The 14886-nt window shown below is 70.0% G+C and carries 14 protein-coding genes; 3 read left to right on the top strand and 11 right to left on the bottom strand.

From position 1 onward, the window contains the following. The first annotated feature begins 206 nt into the window (after nucleotides 1-206). Nucleotides 207-1892, top strand: a complete 1686-nt coding sequence (locus tag PFX91_RS06345) for a thiamine pyrophosphate-dependent enzyme (protein ID WP_285730144.1) — start codon at nucleotides 207-209, stop codon at nucleotides 1890-1892. Between the two features lie 39 nt (nucleotides 1893-1931). On the opposite strand, the gene PFX91_RS06340 is transcribed toward PFX91_RS06345, so the two are convergent. Beyond that, complete coding sequence (locus PFX91_RS06340) at nucleotides 1932-2834, bottom strand: LysR family transcriptional regulator (RefSeq protein ID WP_285730142.1); 903 nt, start codon at nucleotides 2832-2834, stop codon at nucleotides 1932-1934. Here PFX91_RS06340 and PFX91_RS23230 point away from each other — a divergent pair. Beyond that, complete coding sequence (locus PFX91_RS23230; RefSeq protein ID WP_502888266.1) at nucleotides 2754-3428, top strand: EamA family transporter; 675 nt, start codon at nucleotides 2754-2756, stop codon at nucleotides 3426-3428. The two genes, PFX91_RS06340 and PFX91_RS23230, sit on opposite strands and share 81 nt — an antisense overlap. 54 nt (nucleotides 3429-3482) lie before the next feature. Here PFX91_RS23230 and PFX91_RS06330 read toward each other — a convergent pair whose 3' ends face one another. The 4 genes from PFX91_RS06330 to PFX91_RS06315 form a co-directional block, all read right to left on the bottom strand. Then, a complete protein-coding gene (locus tag PFX91_RS06330) occupies nucleotides 3483-4409 on the bottom strand; it encodes an RluA family pseudouridine synthase (protein ID WP_285730138.1) in 927 nt (308 codons plus the stop codon). Continuing rightward, a complete protein-coding gene (lspA, locus tag PFX91_RS06325) occupies nucleotides 4406-4975 on the bottom strand; it encodes a signal peptidase II (RefSeq protein ID WP_285730137.1) in 570 nt (189 codons plus the stop codon). The genes PFX91_RS06330 and lspA overlap by 4 nt, the downstream gene beginning before the upstream one ends. Nucleotides 4976-5004: 29 nt before the next feature. Next, nucleotides 5005-5415, bottom strand: coding sequence for a TraR/DksA family transcriptional regulator (locus tag PFX91_RS06320; RefSeq protein WP_285730136.1), 411 nt, complete (start codon nucleotides 5413-5415; stop codon nucleotides 5005-5007). Between the two features lie 288 nt (nucleotides 5416-5703). After that, nucleotides 5704-5964, bottom strand: coding sequence for a divalent-cation tolerance protein CutA (locus PFX91_RS06315; protein WP_285730135.1), 261 nt, complete (start codon nucleotides 5962-5964; stop codon nucleotides 5704-5706). Between the two features lie 354 nt (nucleotides 5965-6318). Here PFX91_RS06315 and ileS point away from each other — a divergent pair, with 354 nt between their 5' ends. Further along, on the top strand, nucleotides 6319-9519 hold the full coding sequence (gene ileS, locus PFX91_RS06310) for an isoleucine--tRNA ligase (RefSeq protein ID WP_285730134.1): 3201 nt from the start codon (nucleotides 6319-6321) through the stop codon (nucleotides 9517-9519). Between the two features lie 60 nt (nucleotides 9520-9579). On the opposite strand, the gene PFX91_RS06305 is transcribed toward ileS, so the two are convergent. The 6 genes from PFX91_RS06305 to pgeF form a co-directional block, all read right to left on the bottom strand. After that, nucleotides 9580-11025, bottom strand: a complete 1446-nt coding sequence (locus PFX91_RS06305; protein ID WP_285730133.1) for a hypothetical protein — start codon at nucleotides 11023-11025, stop codon at nucleotides 9580-9582. A 71-nt stretch (nucleotides 11026-11096) separates the two neighbouring features. Continuing rightward, nucleotides 11097-11957, bottom strand: coding sequence for a DivIVA domain-containing protein (locus PFX91_RS06300; RefSeq protein ID WP_285730131.1), 861 nt, complete (start codon nucleotides 11955-11957; stop codon nucleotides 11097-11099). 134 nt (nucleotides 11958-12091) lie between these two features. Continuing rightward, a complete protein-coding gene (locus PFX91_RS06295) occupies nucleotides 12092-12379 on the bottom strand; it encodes a YggT family protein (RefSeq protein ID WP_285730129.1) in 288 nt (95 codons plus the stop codon). A 39-nt stretch (nucleotides 12380-12418) separates the two neighbouring features. After that, the gene (locus PFX91_RS06290; RefSeq protein ID WP_285730127.1) at nucleotides 12419-12946 is read right to left on the bottom strand and encodes a cell division protein SepF; all 528 of its coding nucleotides are present in this window, start codon (nucleotides 12944-12946) and stop codon (nucleotides 12419-12421) included. Nucleotides 12947-13080: 134 nt separating this feature from the next. Next, nucleotides 13081-13809, bottom strand: a complete 729-nt coding sequence (locus PFX91_RS06285) for a YggS family pyridoxal phosphate-dependent enzyme (RefSeq protein ID WP_285730125.1) — start codon at nucleotides 13807-13809, stop codon at nucleotides 13081-13083. A 130-nt stretch (nucleotides 13810-13939) separates the two neighbouring features. Beyond that, on the bottom strand, nucleotides 13940-14659 hold the full coding sequence (pgeF, locus tag PFX91_RS06280; protein WP_285730123.1) for a peptidoglycan editing factor PgeF: 720 nt from the start codon (nucleotides 14657-14659) through the stop codon (nucleotides 13940-13942). Between the last annotated feature and the right edge of the window lie 227 nt (nucleotides 14660-14886).

Raw genomic sequence — 14886 nt, 5'->3', positions numbered from 1 at the left:
TTCGGGGGTGCTCTGCCAGGGAGCGGGGCATGCGGTGCGGCCATCGGACCACGGACCGTGAAGACCCCGGCCCCGCCGTCCTTGACCGCTCAGGGACGGCCTGCCAGAGTCGGCCGCATGCGCCTTCTCGGTGTGCTCCGCCTCACAAGGGCCGTACCCGGAACGCGCCGAGTGGACCTTGCGACGATGGAAGGGACCCCGCCTTCATGGCCACAGCCGCCGACCGCTCCCCACCGCCCACCGACACGGCCGCGCACGCGGTGGCGGAGGTCCTTTCCGCCGCCGGGGTCAGCCGGTGTTACACCGTCCCCGGTGAGAGTTTCCTGGAGCTCACCGACGCGATCGAGCAGCATCCCCGCATGCGGCTGATCTCCACCCGACACGAGAACGGCGCCGGCTTCATGGCCGAGGCCGACGCCAAGCTGACCGGTGTCCCCGCCGTGGCGGCGGCCACGCGAGGTCCGGGCGCCGCGAACCTGGCGGTGGGCGTGCACACCGCCATGCAGGACTCCACTCCCATGATCGTCTTCCTCGGACAGGCCGAGACCGAGCGGTTGGGCAGGGAGGCCTTCCAGGAGGTGGATCTCACGGCGTTCTACGCTCCCCTCACCAAGTGGTCCACCACCGTGCACCGAGCGGACCGGCTCGCGGAGACCACCGCCAGGGCGCTCCGGGTGGCCACGACCGGAAGGCCGGGGCCGGTCGCCATCGCGGTGCCCGGCGACCTGTTCGGGCAAAGGGTCGGCCCGCAGGATCCCCCCGAACCGCCGGTGGTCCCCAGGCCCGTTCTCGGTGAGCAGGCCCGCGACCGGTTGGCGGGCTGGTTGGCCAGGGCCGTGCGTCCGGTGATCATCGCCGGCGGAGGCGCGCGCGGGGCCCGTGAGGACCTGGTCCGGGTCGCCGAACGCTTCAACGCCGGCGTGTACGCCGCCTGGCGGCGCCAGGACGTGTTCCCCAACGATCACCCGCTCTACCTCGGCCATCTGGGTCTGGGCTGTCCGCCCGCGGTGCTGAACGCGCTGGCGTCGGCCGACGCGGTCCTGGTGGTCGGATGTCGAATGAGCGAGACCACCACACAGGGGTACCGACTGCCCGAGTCCGACGGGCGTGTCCGGGTCGCGCAGATCGACATCGACCCGGCCCAGGTGGGCGCCACCAACAGTCTGTGGTTCGGTGCGGTCGCCGACGCCCGGACCGCCCTGGGCGAACTCGCCGAGGCGTCCGTGCGGGTCCCCTACCGGGACTGGAGTTCGGCCCGACGGAACTGGGTGGCCTCCGCCACCGTGCCGCCCGAGGCCGCCGAGCACACCGGCCCCCTCCTCCACCCGTGGTCGGTGATCGCGGGCATGCGCGCGTCCTTGCCGGAGGACGCGCTGCTCACCAACGACGCGGGCAACTTCGCCTCCTTCCTGCACCGTGGCTGGTGGTTCCGGCACCCCCGCACCCAACTCGCGCCGACCAGCGGAGCCATGGGCTACGCCGTGCCCGCCGCGGTGGCGGCCAAGATCGCGGCTCCGGACAGGACCGTGGTGGCGGTCGCCGGCGACGGCGGCGCCCTGATGACCGGCCAGGAACTGGAGACCGCGGTGCGGGTGGGCGCGCCCGTCACGGTGGTGGTGTTCCAGAACGGGCTGTACGGCACGATCGCCATGCACCAGGCCCGGCAACTGGGACGGATCGCGGGTACCCGGATCAGCGGCCCGCTGGACCTGGCCGGGTTCGCCCGGTCCCTGGGCGCGCGGGGCGCGACCGTGCACACCAGGGAGGAGCTGGAGAAGGCCCTGGCGGAGTCGGTGGGCGCGGACCTGCCCACCCTCGTGGACGTGCGGACCGACCCGGAGGTGATCAGTCCGGGTTCCACTTTGTCGGGGCTGCTCGACGGTCGGGGCTGAGACGTCCGGCCCCGGTCTCCGTGCCGGGGCCGGACGCCGTCAGGTGTAGGCGGTCGCGGCCTCACGCAGAGCCCGGACGGTGGCGCGGATCGCCGGTCTGCGTGAGGCGTCGGTGCACCAGAACACGTACACCTGGCGGATGAGGGCCGGTTGCACGGGCACCACCCTCACCCCCTCGGGCAGGGGACCGCGCCCGAGTCGGGGCATGACGGCGGCACCGATCCCGGCGGCGATGAGCGTGAGCTTCGTCTGGTGCTCCTCCACGTTGTGGATGATCCTGGGTTCGCCGCCGCGCGCCCGGATGATGCCGTGCAGCCAGTCGTCACAGACCGAGCCCCGCGACCAACTGATCCAGGGCAGGTCGAGGATCTCCTCCCATTCGAGGAGTTCACGGTGGGCCAGGGGGTGATCTGCCGGCAGGGCGATGTCGCCGACGTCCTCCATGAGGGAGGCGCGACTCATACCGGCGGGCAGGTTCAGCGGAGAACCGACCCAGTCGACGACCATGGCCAGGTCCGCGTCCCCACGGGCCATGGCGGACACGCTCTCGTACGGCTCCTCCTCGTGCAGTTCCAGTCTGAGACCGGGATGGGCCTCCTTCAGGGAGGCCAGCGCGTGGGGAAGGAGGCCCCGGACGGCCGTGGGCGTGGCGGACAGGCGCAGGTGTCCGGTCACGTCGTCGCGATGCGCCTCCAGGTCGGCCTCGGCCCGCTGCACCATGGACAAGATCTTGGCGGTGTGCTCGACCAGCAGTTCGGCCGCGTCGGTGAGTCGCACACCACGGCCGTTGCGTTCGACCAGGGGCTGCCCGACCTCGCGTTCGAGCTTGGCGAGCTGCTGGGAGACAGCGGAGTTGGTGACGTGGAGGGCCTCGGCCGCGGCGGTGAGCGAACCGTTGACCGCGATGGTGTGGAGCACGCGGAGCCTGTCGACACTGAGCATGTAAGGAATGCTAACGCCGAAGCCAGGAAACATGAAGTAGACCTAAGACAAGGGGAAGAGGTGGAAACATCCCATGTCCCGTGCTCCGCACGCCCTCCCCCGCCGGCTCTCTCCGCACCGCCGCCTGACCGACTGGCGCGCCGGGTCCGCCCTCCTCGCCCTGGTCTGGGGCAGGAGCTTCATGTTCGTCGAGACCGGAGCCCAGGCCCTCTCCCCGCGCAGCTCACCCTGGGTCGCAGGACCACCGGCGCCCTTGCGTCGCCGGGCTCCACTGGTGCCGGCGGTCCTTCCGCACACGAGGGCCCCACGGAGATCACATGGCAGGTGGCGCCGGCGGTGGGGTTCCCGAGCGTCCTCGGAACCGGTCTGGCCCCCATCCCGCGATACGCGGTCGTGCGCGAGGCAGGGGCGACCGTGGCGACCACGGTCACCCCTGTGGCTCCGGTGGTGGCGATCGCCGCCGGGATCGTACTGATGGGCGAGGCACCGACCTGGAACCGGCCGCTGGGCGCGATGGTCGTCGTTCCGGGTACCGCCCTGTGCCAGGGCGTGGTCCGCCTCCCACGGCCGACACCACCTGGTCCGGGGAGATGAACGACGCGACGGCGTTCCGGCGGGAGCGGGCCGCGCCGCACCACGACCGACCTCTCAGTCCCGCCGCAGGATCTCGATCGCGGCGGCGAGGTCGTCGGGGTAGGGGCTGGAGAACTCCACCGGGCGACGTTCGGTGGGGTGCTCGAAACCCAGCCGCACCGCGTGCAGCCACTGACGGCGCACTCCCAGCCGCTCGGCCAGCGTCGGGTCGGCACCGTAGAGCATGTCGCCCACACACGGGTGCCGCAGGGCGGACATGTGCACCCGGATCTGGTGGGTGCGCCCCGTCTCCAGGTCGATCTCCAGCAGGCTGGCGGAGCGGAAGGCCTCCTGCGTGTCGTAGTGCGTCACCGACGGGCGTCCGCCCGCGACCACGGCCCAGCGGCCGTCACCGGACGGATGCCGGTCGATCGGCGCGTCCACGGTGCCCCGGAACGGGTCCGGGTGCCCCTGCACGAGGGTGTGGTACCGCTTGTCCACGGTGCGTTCCTTGAACGCACGCTTGAGCACGCTGTAGGCGGTCTCGCTCTTGGCGACCACCATCAGACCGGTGGTGTTGGCGTCCAGACGGTGCACGATGCCCTGGCGCTCGGCCGCTCCGCTGGTGGCCACCCGCACCCCCGAGGCCAAGAGGCCCTCCAGCACGCTGGGCCCGGTCCAACCGACCGTGGGATGGGCGACCACGCCGACGGGTTTGTCCACCACGATGATGTCGGCGTCCTCGTGCACGATGCGCATCCCGGGGACGGGCTCGGGACGGGGAACCGGGGCGGTGGGCGGTGGCGGGAGGGTGATGTCCAGCCATGCCCCCGCGTGGACGCGGTCGGACTTGCCCGCCTCCGAACCGTCGACCAGCACGCTGCCGTTCACGATGAGTTCGGCGGCACGGGTGCGGGACAGGCCGAACATGCGGGCGATGGCGGAGTCGAGCCGATCGCCCTCCAGTCCGTCGGGCACGGGAAGACCACGGGTGTCGCTCACCGCTTCCTCCCTTCGGTCTCGTCGTCCTCTCCGGAATCCTCGCCGCCCTCGCGCTCGTCCACGGCGATGGTGCCGTCCAGGTTGATCCCCTTGAAGGTCAGCGCCACCACCAGGACCGCGCCCACGACCACACACGAGTCGGCGATGTTGAACACCGGCCAGTTCGGCAGCCGGATGAAGTCGACGACGGCGCCCTGGAAGGGGGCGGGATCACGGAAGAAGCGGTCCACCAGGTTTCCGGCGGCCCCGCCCATCATCAGTCCCAGCGTCAACGCCCACCACAGACTGCGCACCCGCAGTCCCATGTAGCCGATGGCGATGACCACGAGACTGGCGATGCAGGTGAACACCCATGTGAAGTTCGTGCCCATGGAGAAGGCGGCGCCGGTGTTGAACACCAACGTGAACCGCAGGAACTCTCCGATGACGTCGACGCTCTCCCCCACGGAGAGGTTCGCCAGGGCCAACTCCTTGGTCAGGAGGTCGACGCCGATCGCGGTGAGCGCCACGAGCAGCAGGAGGGGATACCTGCGCGGTCGGACGCCGGCGTGGTCGGTCGTGGTCATGTTCTGGTCCCCGGAGGGCTCTACCTCAGTCAGCGACGCTCCTCGCGCTGTTTGCAGGTGACACACAGGGTGGCGCGCGGAAAAGCCTGGAGACGGGCCTTTCCGACAGCCTGTCCGCACGACCGACAGATCCCGTAAGTTCCCGCGTTCATCCGTTCGATCGCCTCCTCGCTCTGGGCGAGCAGGTCACGAGTATTGTAGGCCAGAGCCAGCTCGTGTTCGCGCTGGAACGCCTTGGCCCCGGTGTCGGCGGAATCGTCCCCCGCCCCCTCCACCGGGTCCTCCAGCAGTTCGGCGAACCCGGCCTCGACCGCGCGGACCTCCCGTCTCGCGGCGGCGACGTCCTCCTCCAGCCGCGCCCGGAGCCGGGCGACCTCCTCGTGCGTCCAGGGTTCCTCCCCCGGTCGGACCTGCATCCTGGCGGCGTCGGTGGCCTCCATCACATCTCCTCCAGACGGCTCGGTCCCGCCGAACCCGCTGGTCACGGGTTCTGCCTGTGGACGGCACCGCGAGCGGTGCGGGCAGCGTAGGCAATCCCGCCGCCGCAAGGCAAAGACCCGGGCCGGACGGCCTGTTCAGAAAATCCTGCGGTAGCGCATCCGGGGCAGGACCACTCCGTTGATCGGCCCCTCCTCGGTGACGGTCCCGTCGGTTTCCCCGCCGTGGGGCATGGTGACGACCGCGTCCGAACGCGTCGACCCGTTCGCACATGGTGCGGGACCGGGGGGTCATCCCTGGGACGCGAAGCCCCCGTAGTCCTCCGCCAACGCCGCCAGATGGGGTTCGTCGAACACCGCGGAGCCGCCGTGCGGTCCCGTCCGCACCTCGATCACCCAGTCCACGTCCTCGGCGTCGTCCTCGCCCGCGAGCATGTCCCGGTGCACCAGGCAGGGCTCATAGCCCTGCTCCAGGAGTTGTTCCGCCAACTCCTCGGCGTCCTCCCGGTCCGACAACGTCACCAGGACCGCGCCCCGCACGTCCTCCACCACGGCGCTCCCTTCCGTGAACCGCGCAACGGGTTCCACCCGCTGCGTTATCCTGACTCCAGGTGTCGATGGGGACGAGTAGTGCTGGCCCCGACCGGACGGACACAGCCTAGAAGGCCTGATCCGACCAAGCGACCCGGGGGCGGTGCGAGCCCGGGGGCACGACCAGCACGAAGATCACCCCGGAGCCGCCGGAAGAACGGGCGGGCGCGCGCCGCACGCCCCAGTAGAACCGGCACAGCGCAACGAAGAGGGACCCGCCGTCCAACGGCACGGCCGGGGTCCAAGGAGGGTGGTACCGCGGGGCCGTGCGCCTCGTCCCTCCGTCAGGAAGATCCCTGATGGAAAGGTACGACGGTGGCCCACGACCCCCGGTCCGAACGGCGCGCACTGCCCCAGCTGCCCGCGCAGATCGACCTGCCCGCGATGGAGCGCGAGATCCTCGACCGATGGTCGAAGGAGAACGTCTTCCAGCGCTCGCTCGACCAGACCCGAGGCGGCCCCAACTGGGTCTTCTACGAGGGGCCTCCCACCGCGAACGGTCAGCCGGGTGTGCACCACGTCGAGGCCCGCGCGTTCAAGGACGTCTTCCCACGTTTTCGCACCATGCGCGGCTACCACGTGGACCGCAAGGCGGGATGGGACTGCCACGGTCTGCCCGTCGAGGTCGCCGTGGAGAAGGAGCTGGGCCTGTCGGGCAAGAAGGACATCGAGTCCTTCGGTATCGCCGAGTTCAACGCCCGCTGCCGTGAGTCCGTGCTACGCAACGTGGACGCGTTCACCGCCATGACCGAGCGCATGGGTTACTGGGTGAACATGGACGACGCCTACCGCACCATGGACCCGCAGTACGTGGAGTCCGTCTGGTGGGCCCTCAAGCAGATCTGGGAGAAGGGCCTGCTGGTCCGGGACTACCGGATCAGCCCCTACTGCCCGCGTTGCGGGACCACGCTGTCCGACCACGAGCTGGCCCAGGGCTATGAGACCGTCACCGACCCTTCGGTGTACGTGCGCTTCCCGGTGACCTCCGGCCCCCTGGCCTCCCCGGAGCACCCCACCTCCCTGTTGGTGTGGACGACCACCCCGTGGACGCTGGTGTCCAACACCGCCGTGGCCGTGCACCCGGAGGTGGAGTACGTCGTGGCCACCGACGGCCAGGAGCGCCTCCTCGTGGCCCGCCCGTTGTTCGAGAAGGTGTTCGGCGAGGGCTGGGAGCTCACCGGCGAGAGCTTCGAGGGCGACGAGATGGAGCGTTGGACCTACCAGCGCCCCTTCGACCTGGTGCCCTTCGAGGAGCCCGCCCACTACATCGTCCTCGCCGACTACGTCACGGTCGAGGACGGCACCGGCCTGGTGCACCAGTCGCCCGCCTTCGGTGCCGACGACATGCTCGTGTGCCGCGCCTACGGTCTGCCCGTGGTCAACCCGGTCCGGCCGGACGGCACCTTCGAGGCGGATCTGCCCCTGGTGGGCGGAACGTTCTTCAAGGAGGCCGACAAGACCCTGGTGCGCGACCTCAAGGACCGCGGTCTGCTCTTCCGGCACCTGGACTACGAGCACTCCTATCCGCACTGCTGGCGTTGCCACACCGCGTTGCTGTACTACGCGGTCCCGTCCTGGTACATCCGCACCACCGCGGTCAAGGACGAGCTCATCGAGCAGAACCAGGCCACCAACTGGGTTCCGGAGAACGTCAAGGAGGGCCGTTTCGGCGAGTGGCTGCGCGGCAACGTCGACTGGGCGTTGTCCCGTAACCGCTACTGGGGCACACCGCTGCCGATCTGGGAGTTCCCCGACGGCCGTCAGATCTGTGTGGGTTCCCTGGAGGAGCTGAGCCGCCTCAGCGGCCAGGACCTGTCCGCCCTGGACCCGCACCGCCCCTACGTGGACGACATCGTCATCCCCGACCCGGACGCCGACCCCTCCCTCCCCGAGGAACAGCGTGTGGCCCGCCGCGTGCCCGAGGTCATCGACGCCTGGTTCGACTCGGGGTCCATGCCCTTCGCCCAGTGGGGCGCCCCGCACCGCGACGAGGAGGTCTTCCGGGAGAACTTCCCGGCGCAGTACATCTCCGAGGCCATCGACCAGACCCGTGGCTGGTTCTACTCGCTGTTGGCGGTGAGCACCCTGGTGTTCGGCCGTAACTCCTTCGAGAACGTGGTCGTCCTCGGCCACATCCTCGCCGAGGACGGCCGCAAGATGAGCAAGCACCTGGGCAACGTCATGGAGCCCATCCCGGTGATGGACCGGCACGGCGCCGACGCGCTGCGCTGGTTCATGCTGGCCAGCGGGTCGCCCTGGGTGGCCCGCCGGGTGGGTCACGCCGCCCTGGAGGAGATCGTCCGCAAGGTGCTGCTGACCTACTACAGCACCGCGTCGTTCCTGACCCTGTACGCGAACGCCGGGCAGGGCTGGGACCACTCCATGCTGGACGCGGCTCCCCGACCGCAGGACCGACCGCTGCTGGACCGGTGGCTGCTGTCGGAGCTGAACGAGGTCGTGCGGGACGTCACCGAGGCGTTGGACTCCTTCGACACCGCCACGGCGGGTCGCCGCCTGACCTCGTTCGTCGACGACGTGTCCAACTGGTACGTGCGCCGCTCCCGACGCCGGTTCTGGGGAGGGGCGGACACACCCGAGGGCCTGGCGGCCTTCGCCACGCTCTTCGAGGCGCTGGAGACCGTCACGCTGCTCATGGCGCCCATCGTGCCCTTCCTGACCGACCACGTGTGGTCGGCCCTGCGTCGTCCGGACGCGCCGGAATCGGTCCACCTGGCCTCCTGGCCCAAGGTGCGCGAGGACCTCATCGACCCGGAGCTGTCCCGGAACATGGCGCTGACCCGGCGTCTGGTGGAGCTGGGCCGTTCCGCCCGGGTGGACTCGGCGGTGCGCACCCGCCAGCCGCTGGCACGCGCCCTGGTCGGCGCCCCCGGCTTCGCGGCCCTGCCCGGGCAGCTGCGCGACCAGATCGCGGACGAGCTGAACGTGACCTCGTTGGACGCCCTGTCCTCGGTGGGCGGCGACCTGGTGGACTACGTCGTGAAACCGAACTTCCGTGCGCTGGGCAAGCGTTTCGCCAAGCGCACGCCACTGGTGGCCAGGGCCGTCCAGTCCGCGGACCCGGCCGCCCTGGTGCGGCAGGTGCGTGACACCGGTTGGGCCCGGGTGACGGTGGAGGGCGAGCCGGTGGAGGTCAACTCCGACGAGATCCTGGTGACCGAGCAGCCGCGCGAGGGGTGGGCGGTGGCTTCCGAGTCCGGGGAGACCGTCGCTTTGGACCTCGACCTCACGCCGGAGCTGCGCCGTGCGGGCCTGGCCCGGGAGATGGTCCGTATGATGCAGGACGCCCGGAAGAAGAGCGGCCTGGACGTGTCGGACCGCATCGAGGTGTGGTGGTCGGCCACGGACGAGGTCACCGCGTCGACGCTCGACGAGCACGGTAAGGCGATCGCCGCCGAGGTGCTGGCCGAGGGCTTCGCCCCGGGCGAGCCGGCCCAGGACCTGTACACCGTCTCTTCGGAGGAGTTCGGTGTGGTCTTCGCGTTCCGCAAGGCCTGACGCACCCGTGAAGCCGAAGGGGCGCCGCCCACCTCGGGTGGGCGGCGCCCCTTCGTCGGTTCAGCGCTTCTCGTCGGTCTCCTCGTCACGGTCCACCGCGGCGGCGTAGGCGGCGACGGGTTCCTCCTCGGCCGGTCTCGCGGTGTCCTGCCGTTCCTCACGGACGAACTCCGCCGTCTCCTCGGCGTCGGGGTCCTCCTCCGGGCCGTCCTCCCGTTCCTCGCGGCCGGGGATCCGGTAGGCGAAGACCGCGGTCACGTCAGGGTCGGAGGACTGTTCGCCGTGGTCCTTCCTCGGATCCTCCGTGTCCTCGGAGGTCTCCTCTCCACCGTCCCCCCGCTCCCGGGGGCCCTCGTGGCCGTCCTCGGCGCCCCCCTCGTCCCGGGACACCTCGTCCTCGGACACGAGCGGGCCTTCGGAAACGTCCGGGGCGTCGACGCCCCCCTCGTCCTCTTCCTCCGAAGGACGGCCGGGGATCCGGTAGGCGAAGGAACGGGCCTCCTCTTCCTCCCCCACGGACGCGTCGACGTCCTCCTCGGCCTCGTCTACCCCACCGGGCGAGGACGCCTCCGGTTCGGGTTCCTCCTCCGCCGTCCCACTCTCGACGGAGGTGTCGTCGGAGGCGATGTTCTCGAAGGTTCCGGTGTCGTCGCCGTTCCGGTCCTTCTCCACGTCCTCGTCCTCGGACCGCGGAGGAGGGTCCTGGGCTTCCGGCGTCTTCTCCGTGACGGGATCGGCACCGTCCTCGACGGGTTCCCCGTCGATGTCGTCGGAGGATCCGGGGGCGTCGTGGTCGAGCGGGGACTCGTCCTCCTCGGACCTTGCGTCCCCGTCACGGCCCTCCACGTCGACGTGGTCCTCCGTCTCGTCGGAGGAGGAGCCCGAAGAGCCGTGGAAGGGCTCAGGGGTCTCCTGGGTCCGTTCGTCGTCGGCGGGTCGGGGGACGAACCCGTCGGAGACCTCGCCGTCGGCGAGGTCGTCCTGTTCCTCGGACGCCTGGGCCTGTGTCGGCCGGCCGTCCTCGGCGGGGGTCCGCCAACGGGAGCCCTCCACCGTCGGGCCGGTTTCGGCCGTGTCCGGTTCCGGCCAGTCCCGGGCCGTGGGGGTCTGCCAGCGGGGGACCTCGTACTCCGGATCCTCGTGGCCGGAGTCCTCACCCTCCGAAGTCGGCCACAGGGGAGGTTCGGACTCCGAAGCCTCCCGCACCGGCCCGGGGACCGGTACGGGCGCACGCCCGGAGTGCTCCGGTGCCACGTGTGCTCCCGCCGGTGCCTCGACACCGGAGAAGGCCGCGACCTGGACGGACGCCTTCCCCAAACCGCCCGTCCGATCCGGATCACCCCCGCCGAACCTGTCCTGGACGAACGCCCCCAGTAAGAGCAGAACGCTCGCGCCCGCCAGTCCCAGTGCGATGTACACCAGGACCGTCTCGGCCAGGAGCAGGGCGGCCGTGATGACGGCGATGGCCGCCAGCACCGCCACGGTAGCGAGGATGCTAAGGATCACGGGTCGACCAGGGCCTTTACACACGTTGTGCCGGAGTCTTCAGTTGTGCGGAGCACCATGCCGCCGGATCGTCAGCGACGCTCGTGCGGTGCCTCGCCCGGGTGGAATCCGCCGTGCTGGGCGGGCTCGGGCTGACCGAACGGGTTGGGTCCGTGCTGGAGAGAAGGCGTCCCACCGGACTGCGGGGCCATCGTCTGGAATCCCCCCGTGGTGTTGGGGTTCATCTCCTGGGCCTTCTCCTCCTCGCTCTTGAGCTCACGCAGCTGACGCTCGAAGTAGTCCTTGAGGCGGCTGCGGTACTCACGCTCGAAGTCCTTGAGCACGTTGACCTTGTGCTCCAGCTCCTCGCGCTGCTGGACGAGGCTTCCCATGACCTGGCGGTGGCGCTCCTGGGCGTCCCTGTCCAGGTTCTCCGAACGGGCGCGGGCCTCACCGATGATCTGGTCGGCCTGACGGCGGGCCTTGCCGAGGATGTCCTCGGACTCGTGGCGGGCCCGGCCGAGGGTCTCGTCGGCCTCACGGCGGGCGTCGGAGATCGCCTGGTCGGCGGTCTGCTGGGCCAGGGCCAGGACACGTGCGGCCGTGTCCATGTTCTCCTCGCCGCCCATGGCGAGGTTGGCGCCGGTCATCGGCATCTGCTGCTGGGCCGGAGGCTGCGGCTCGACGGCCTGCGGCGGTTGGACCGGCTCCGGGCGCATCTGTTCGTGCTGCTCGGGGCCCTGCTCCTGGAAGTCCTGCATACCGGCGTTGGGCACCTTGCCCCGCAGGCACTCGGCCAGCTTGCCGCGCAGTTCCTCGTTCTCCTGGATCAGTCGGTCGAGCTCGGACTCGACCTCGTCGAGAAAGGCGTCGACCTCTTCTTCATCGTATCCCGGCCGAAGCCGGGTGGTGCTGAACTGCTTGTTCCGCACGTCGGCGGGTGTCAGCGGCATGTTCGTCTCCTTGGCGCGCTTGGAGTCTGTCCGTAGGGACGCTACCTGATCGTGACCTTACGGCAATCCAGATCATGACCAAGACCACATAACGGATTCCGGGGCGGTTTTCCCGCCCCCCGTTCGCCTCCCTACTAGACGAAGGACCTGAGCACGGCCATCAAGATGTACACCCCGAAGAAGAGGACCAGGACGCTCAGGTCGAGCGCGATGCTCCCCAGGCGTACCGGCTTGATGAACCGACGCAGGAACCTCAGTGGCGGGTCGGTGATCGTGTAGACGACCTCAGCGATCACGAGCACGAACCCCGTGGGGCGCCACGTCCTGGAGAAGGACTGCACCATCTCCAGGATCACCCTTGCCAACAGCACGAAAATGAAGAGCTGTAGCAGGAAGAGCAGCACGGACAGGACGATACTCACGGTCGTTCTCCGACCCAATCTGTGGACAAATGTGATGTTCTAGCTCTGATTGAAGAACCCTCGCTCGGCGATCCGTGCCTTGTCCTCGGCGGTCACCTCGACGTTGGCCGGGGACAGCAGGAACACCTTGTTGGTGACGCGTTCGATACTGCCATGCAGACCGAAGATCAGACCAGCCGCGAAGTCGACCAGACGCTTGGCGTCACTGTCGACCATCTCGGTCAGGTTCATGATCACAGGCGTACCCTCTCGAAAGTGCTCTCCGATAGTACGCGCCTCGTTGTACGTGCGGGGGTGGAGCGTGGTGATTCGAGCGAGGTCGGCGGTGGAGGCGGTCGCCGTCGTACCACCGCGTCGTTCACCTGTACCCAGGTAGCCGCCGGTGTCCGTCACTGCGTCGCCTCGTACTTCCTCGTCCAGGGGGGTGCCGGCGTCCCGTTCGCGCTGGTCTTCCACTCCCTCGTCGAAATCGTCGAACTCATCATATTCGTCCGCATAGCGGTGATCGTAACGGTCGTCCTCCACGAGGCCGAGGTAGACCGCCATCTTGCGCATCGCGCCGGCCATCTCATGTCCTCCGTCGTCCCCGCGGCCTTCACCGCAGCCGACTCCTCCGTACTGACCCCTCCGGCCCCGTGCCCGGTGGCGCAGGCCCATTCGGGCGAACTCCACAGACGGGTTCCAAGGTCTATGTGGGGACATTACCCCACGATCGGTTCCCTGTTGCCGAGCAACGCCGCACCAAGTCGCAGGTGTGTCGCACCTTGCTCGATCGCCGCTTCGAGATCCCCGCTCATCCCCGCCGAGATCATCGTCGCCAGAGAATAGCGATCACGGACACGACCCGCGACCTCACGAAGACGTGCGAACGCGACGGAGGGATCACCCTCGCGCGGAGCGACCGCCATCACCCCTCCCAGGGTGAGCGCCTCGTGCTCCTCGATGCGCGCGGCGAGTTCGAGCGCGTCGTCGGGGTCCACTCCCCCTCGCGGACCGATCACCCCCGCGCGCGAGTCCTGATCCAGGTTGACCTGGATCAGGCAGGTCAACCGGCGACCCGCCTCGGCGGCGCGTCCTCCCAACGCCCGGGCCAGCCTGGCACGGTCCACCGAATGCACGACATCGGCGTAGGAGGCCACCGACTTGGCCTTGTTGGTCTGCAACTGGCCGACGAAGTGCCACGTCAGACCGAGGTCCGCGGTCTCCGCGGCCTTGGGCGCGGCCTCCTGGTCACGGTTCTCCCCCACGTCGGTCACTCCGAGCGAAGCGAGAATTCGCACATCGGAGGCCGGGTAGGTCTTGGTCACCGCGACCAGGGAGATCTCCTCGGGGCTGCGCCCGGCCCTGTCGCAGGCGGCCTCGATCCTGTCGCGCACGGCGGCGAGTCCGGCACGGACCTGTTCGACGCGGGCGGGGTCGGGGTGTGTCACGGTCTTTCCTCCTTGGACGGGTCGCGCTGCCGGCCCGTACCTTCGTACGACTACACGGAACCGGTGCGCCGCCCGGCACCGGGGAACCGGCCGTTCCGACGGTCCACGGGGCGTGTCCACCGGGGGACGGTCAGGTCCGCCAGACGAAGGACGCGAACCTCCCGGTCGGCGCGTCCCTACGGTGGGAGAACAACTCGGGGCTCTCCAGCGTGCAGCGACCGTCCACCCTGATGTCGTCGACGCCCGCACGGCCCAGCTGGGCGGTGACGGCGGCGCGCATGTCCACCCCGGCGGTGCCCGCGCGGGTGGTACAGGCCGCCTCGGGGGTGTCCCGAGCGGTCTCCCGCCTCATCTGTGGCGGCACCTCGTAGCACCCGCCGCAGATGCCGGGGCCGAGGAAGGCGGTGATCCGGTCCACGCGCGCCCCCTGCCCGACCATGGCCGAGACCAGGTTGGCGGCCACACCGTGTGCGGTGCCAAGACGTCCGGAGTGGGCCGCGCCCCACACCCCCGCGTGGGCCTCCACCGCCAGAACGGGCAGGCAGTCCGCGGAGAGCGAGGCCAGGACGAGATCCGGGCGGGTGGTGACCACGGCGTCGCAGACGCCCACGACACCGGGTGCGGCGGCCACGAGGACGTCGGGGCCGTGCACCTGGTCCATCCACACGACACGGTCGGCGTCGAAGCCGAGGTCGCGTGCGGCGATCTCACGGTTGGCGAGCACCGCCTCCCGGTCGTCTCCCGAGCCCAGTCCCAGGTTGAGCGAATCGTACGGTGGGACGCTCACGCCTCCGTGTCGCTCTGTGACGGCGGCGCGGAAGCCGTGCCCCAGGTCGATGACGTCGCCCATCCGTTCGTGTCCTCCCCGGTCTTTCGGGACGGGGCTCCCCGGCCCGGTCCCACGGGCGGGCCCTGGATCCGGCGCGGGCGCCGTCGATCCCGCCCGGACACGGGTCACGAGGAGGAAAGGTCCGGCCCCGCCGTCCCCTCGGTCCAGGACACTACCACCGCCCTCCGGCTCCTTCCGAAGGAACGGCCCCGCCCGGCCGGCGGCCCTTCGCCGCCGGGCCATGGCGG

It is taken from the genome of Nocardiopsis sp. ATB16-24 (assembly GCF_030271535.1).
Classification (GTDB): Bacteria; Actinomycetota; Actinomycetes; order Streptosporangiales; family Streptosporangiaceae; genus Nocardiopsis.
Note: the sequence above shows the minus strand (reverse complement) of the source record. Positions and strands in the feature narration are given on the sequence as shown.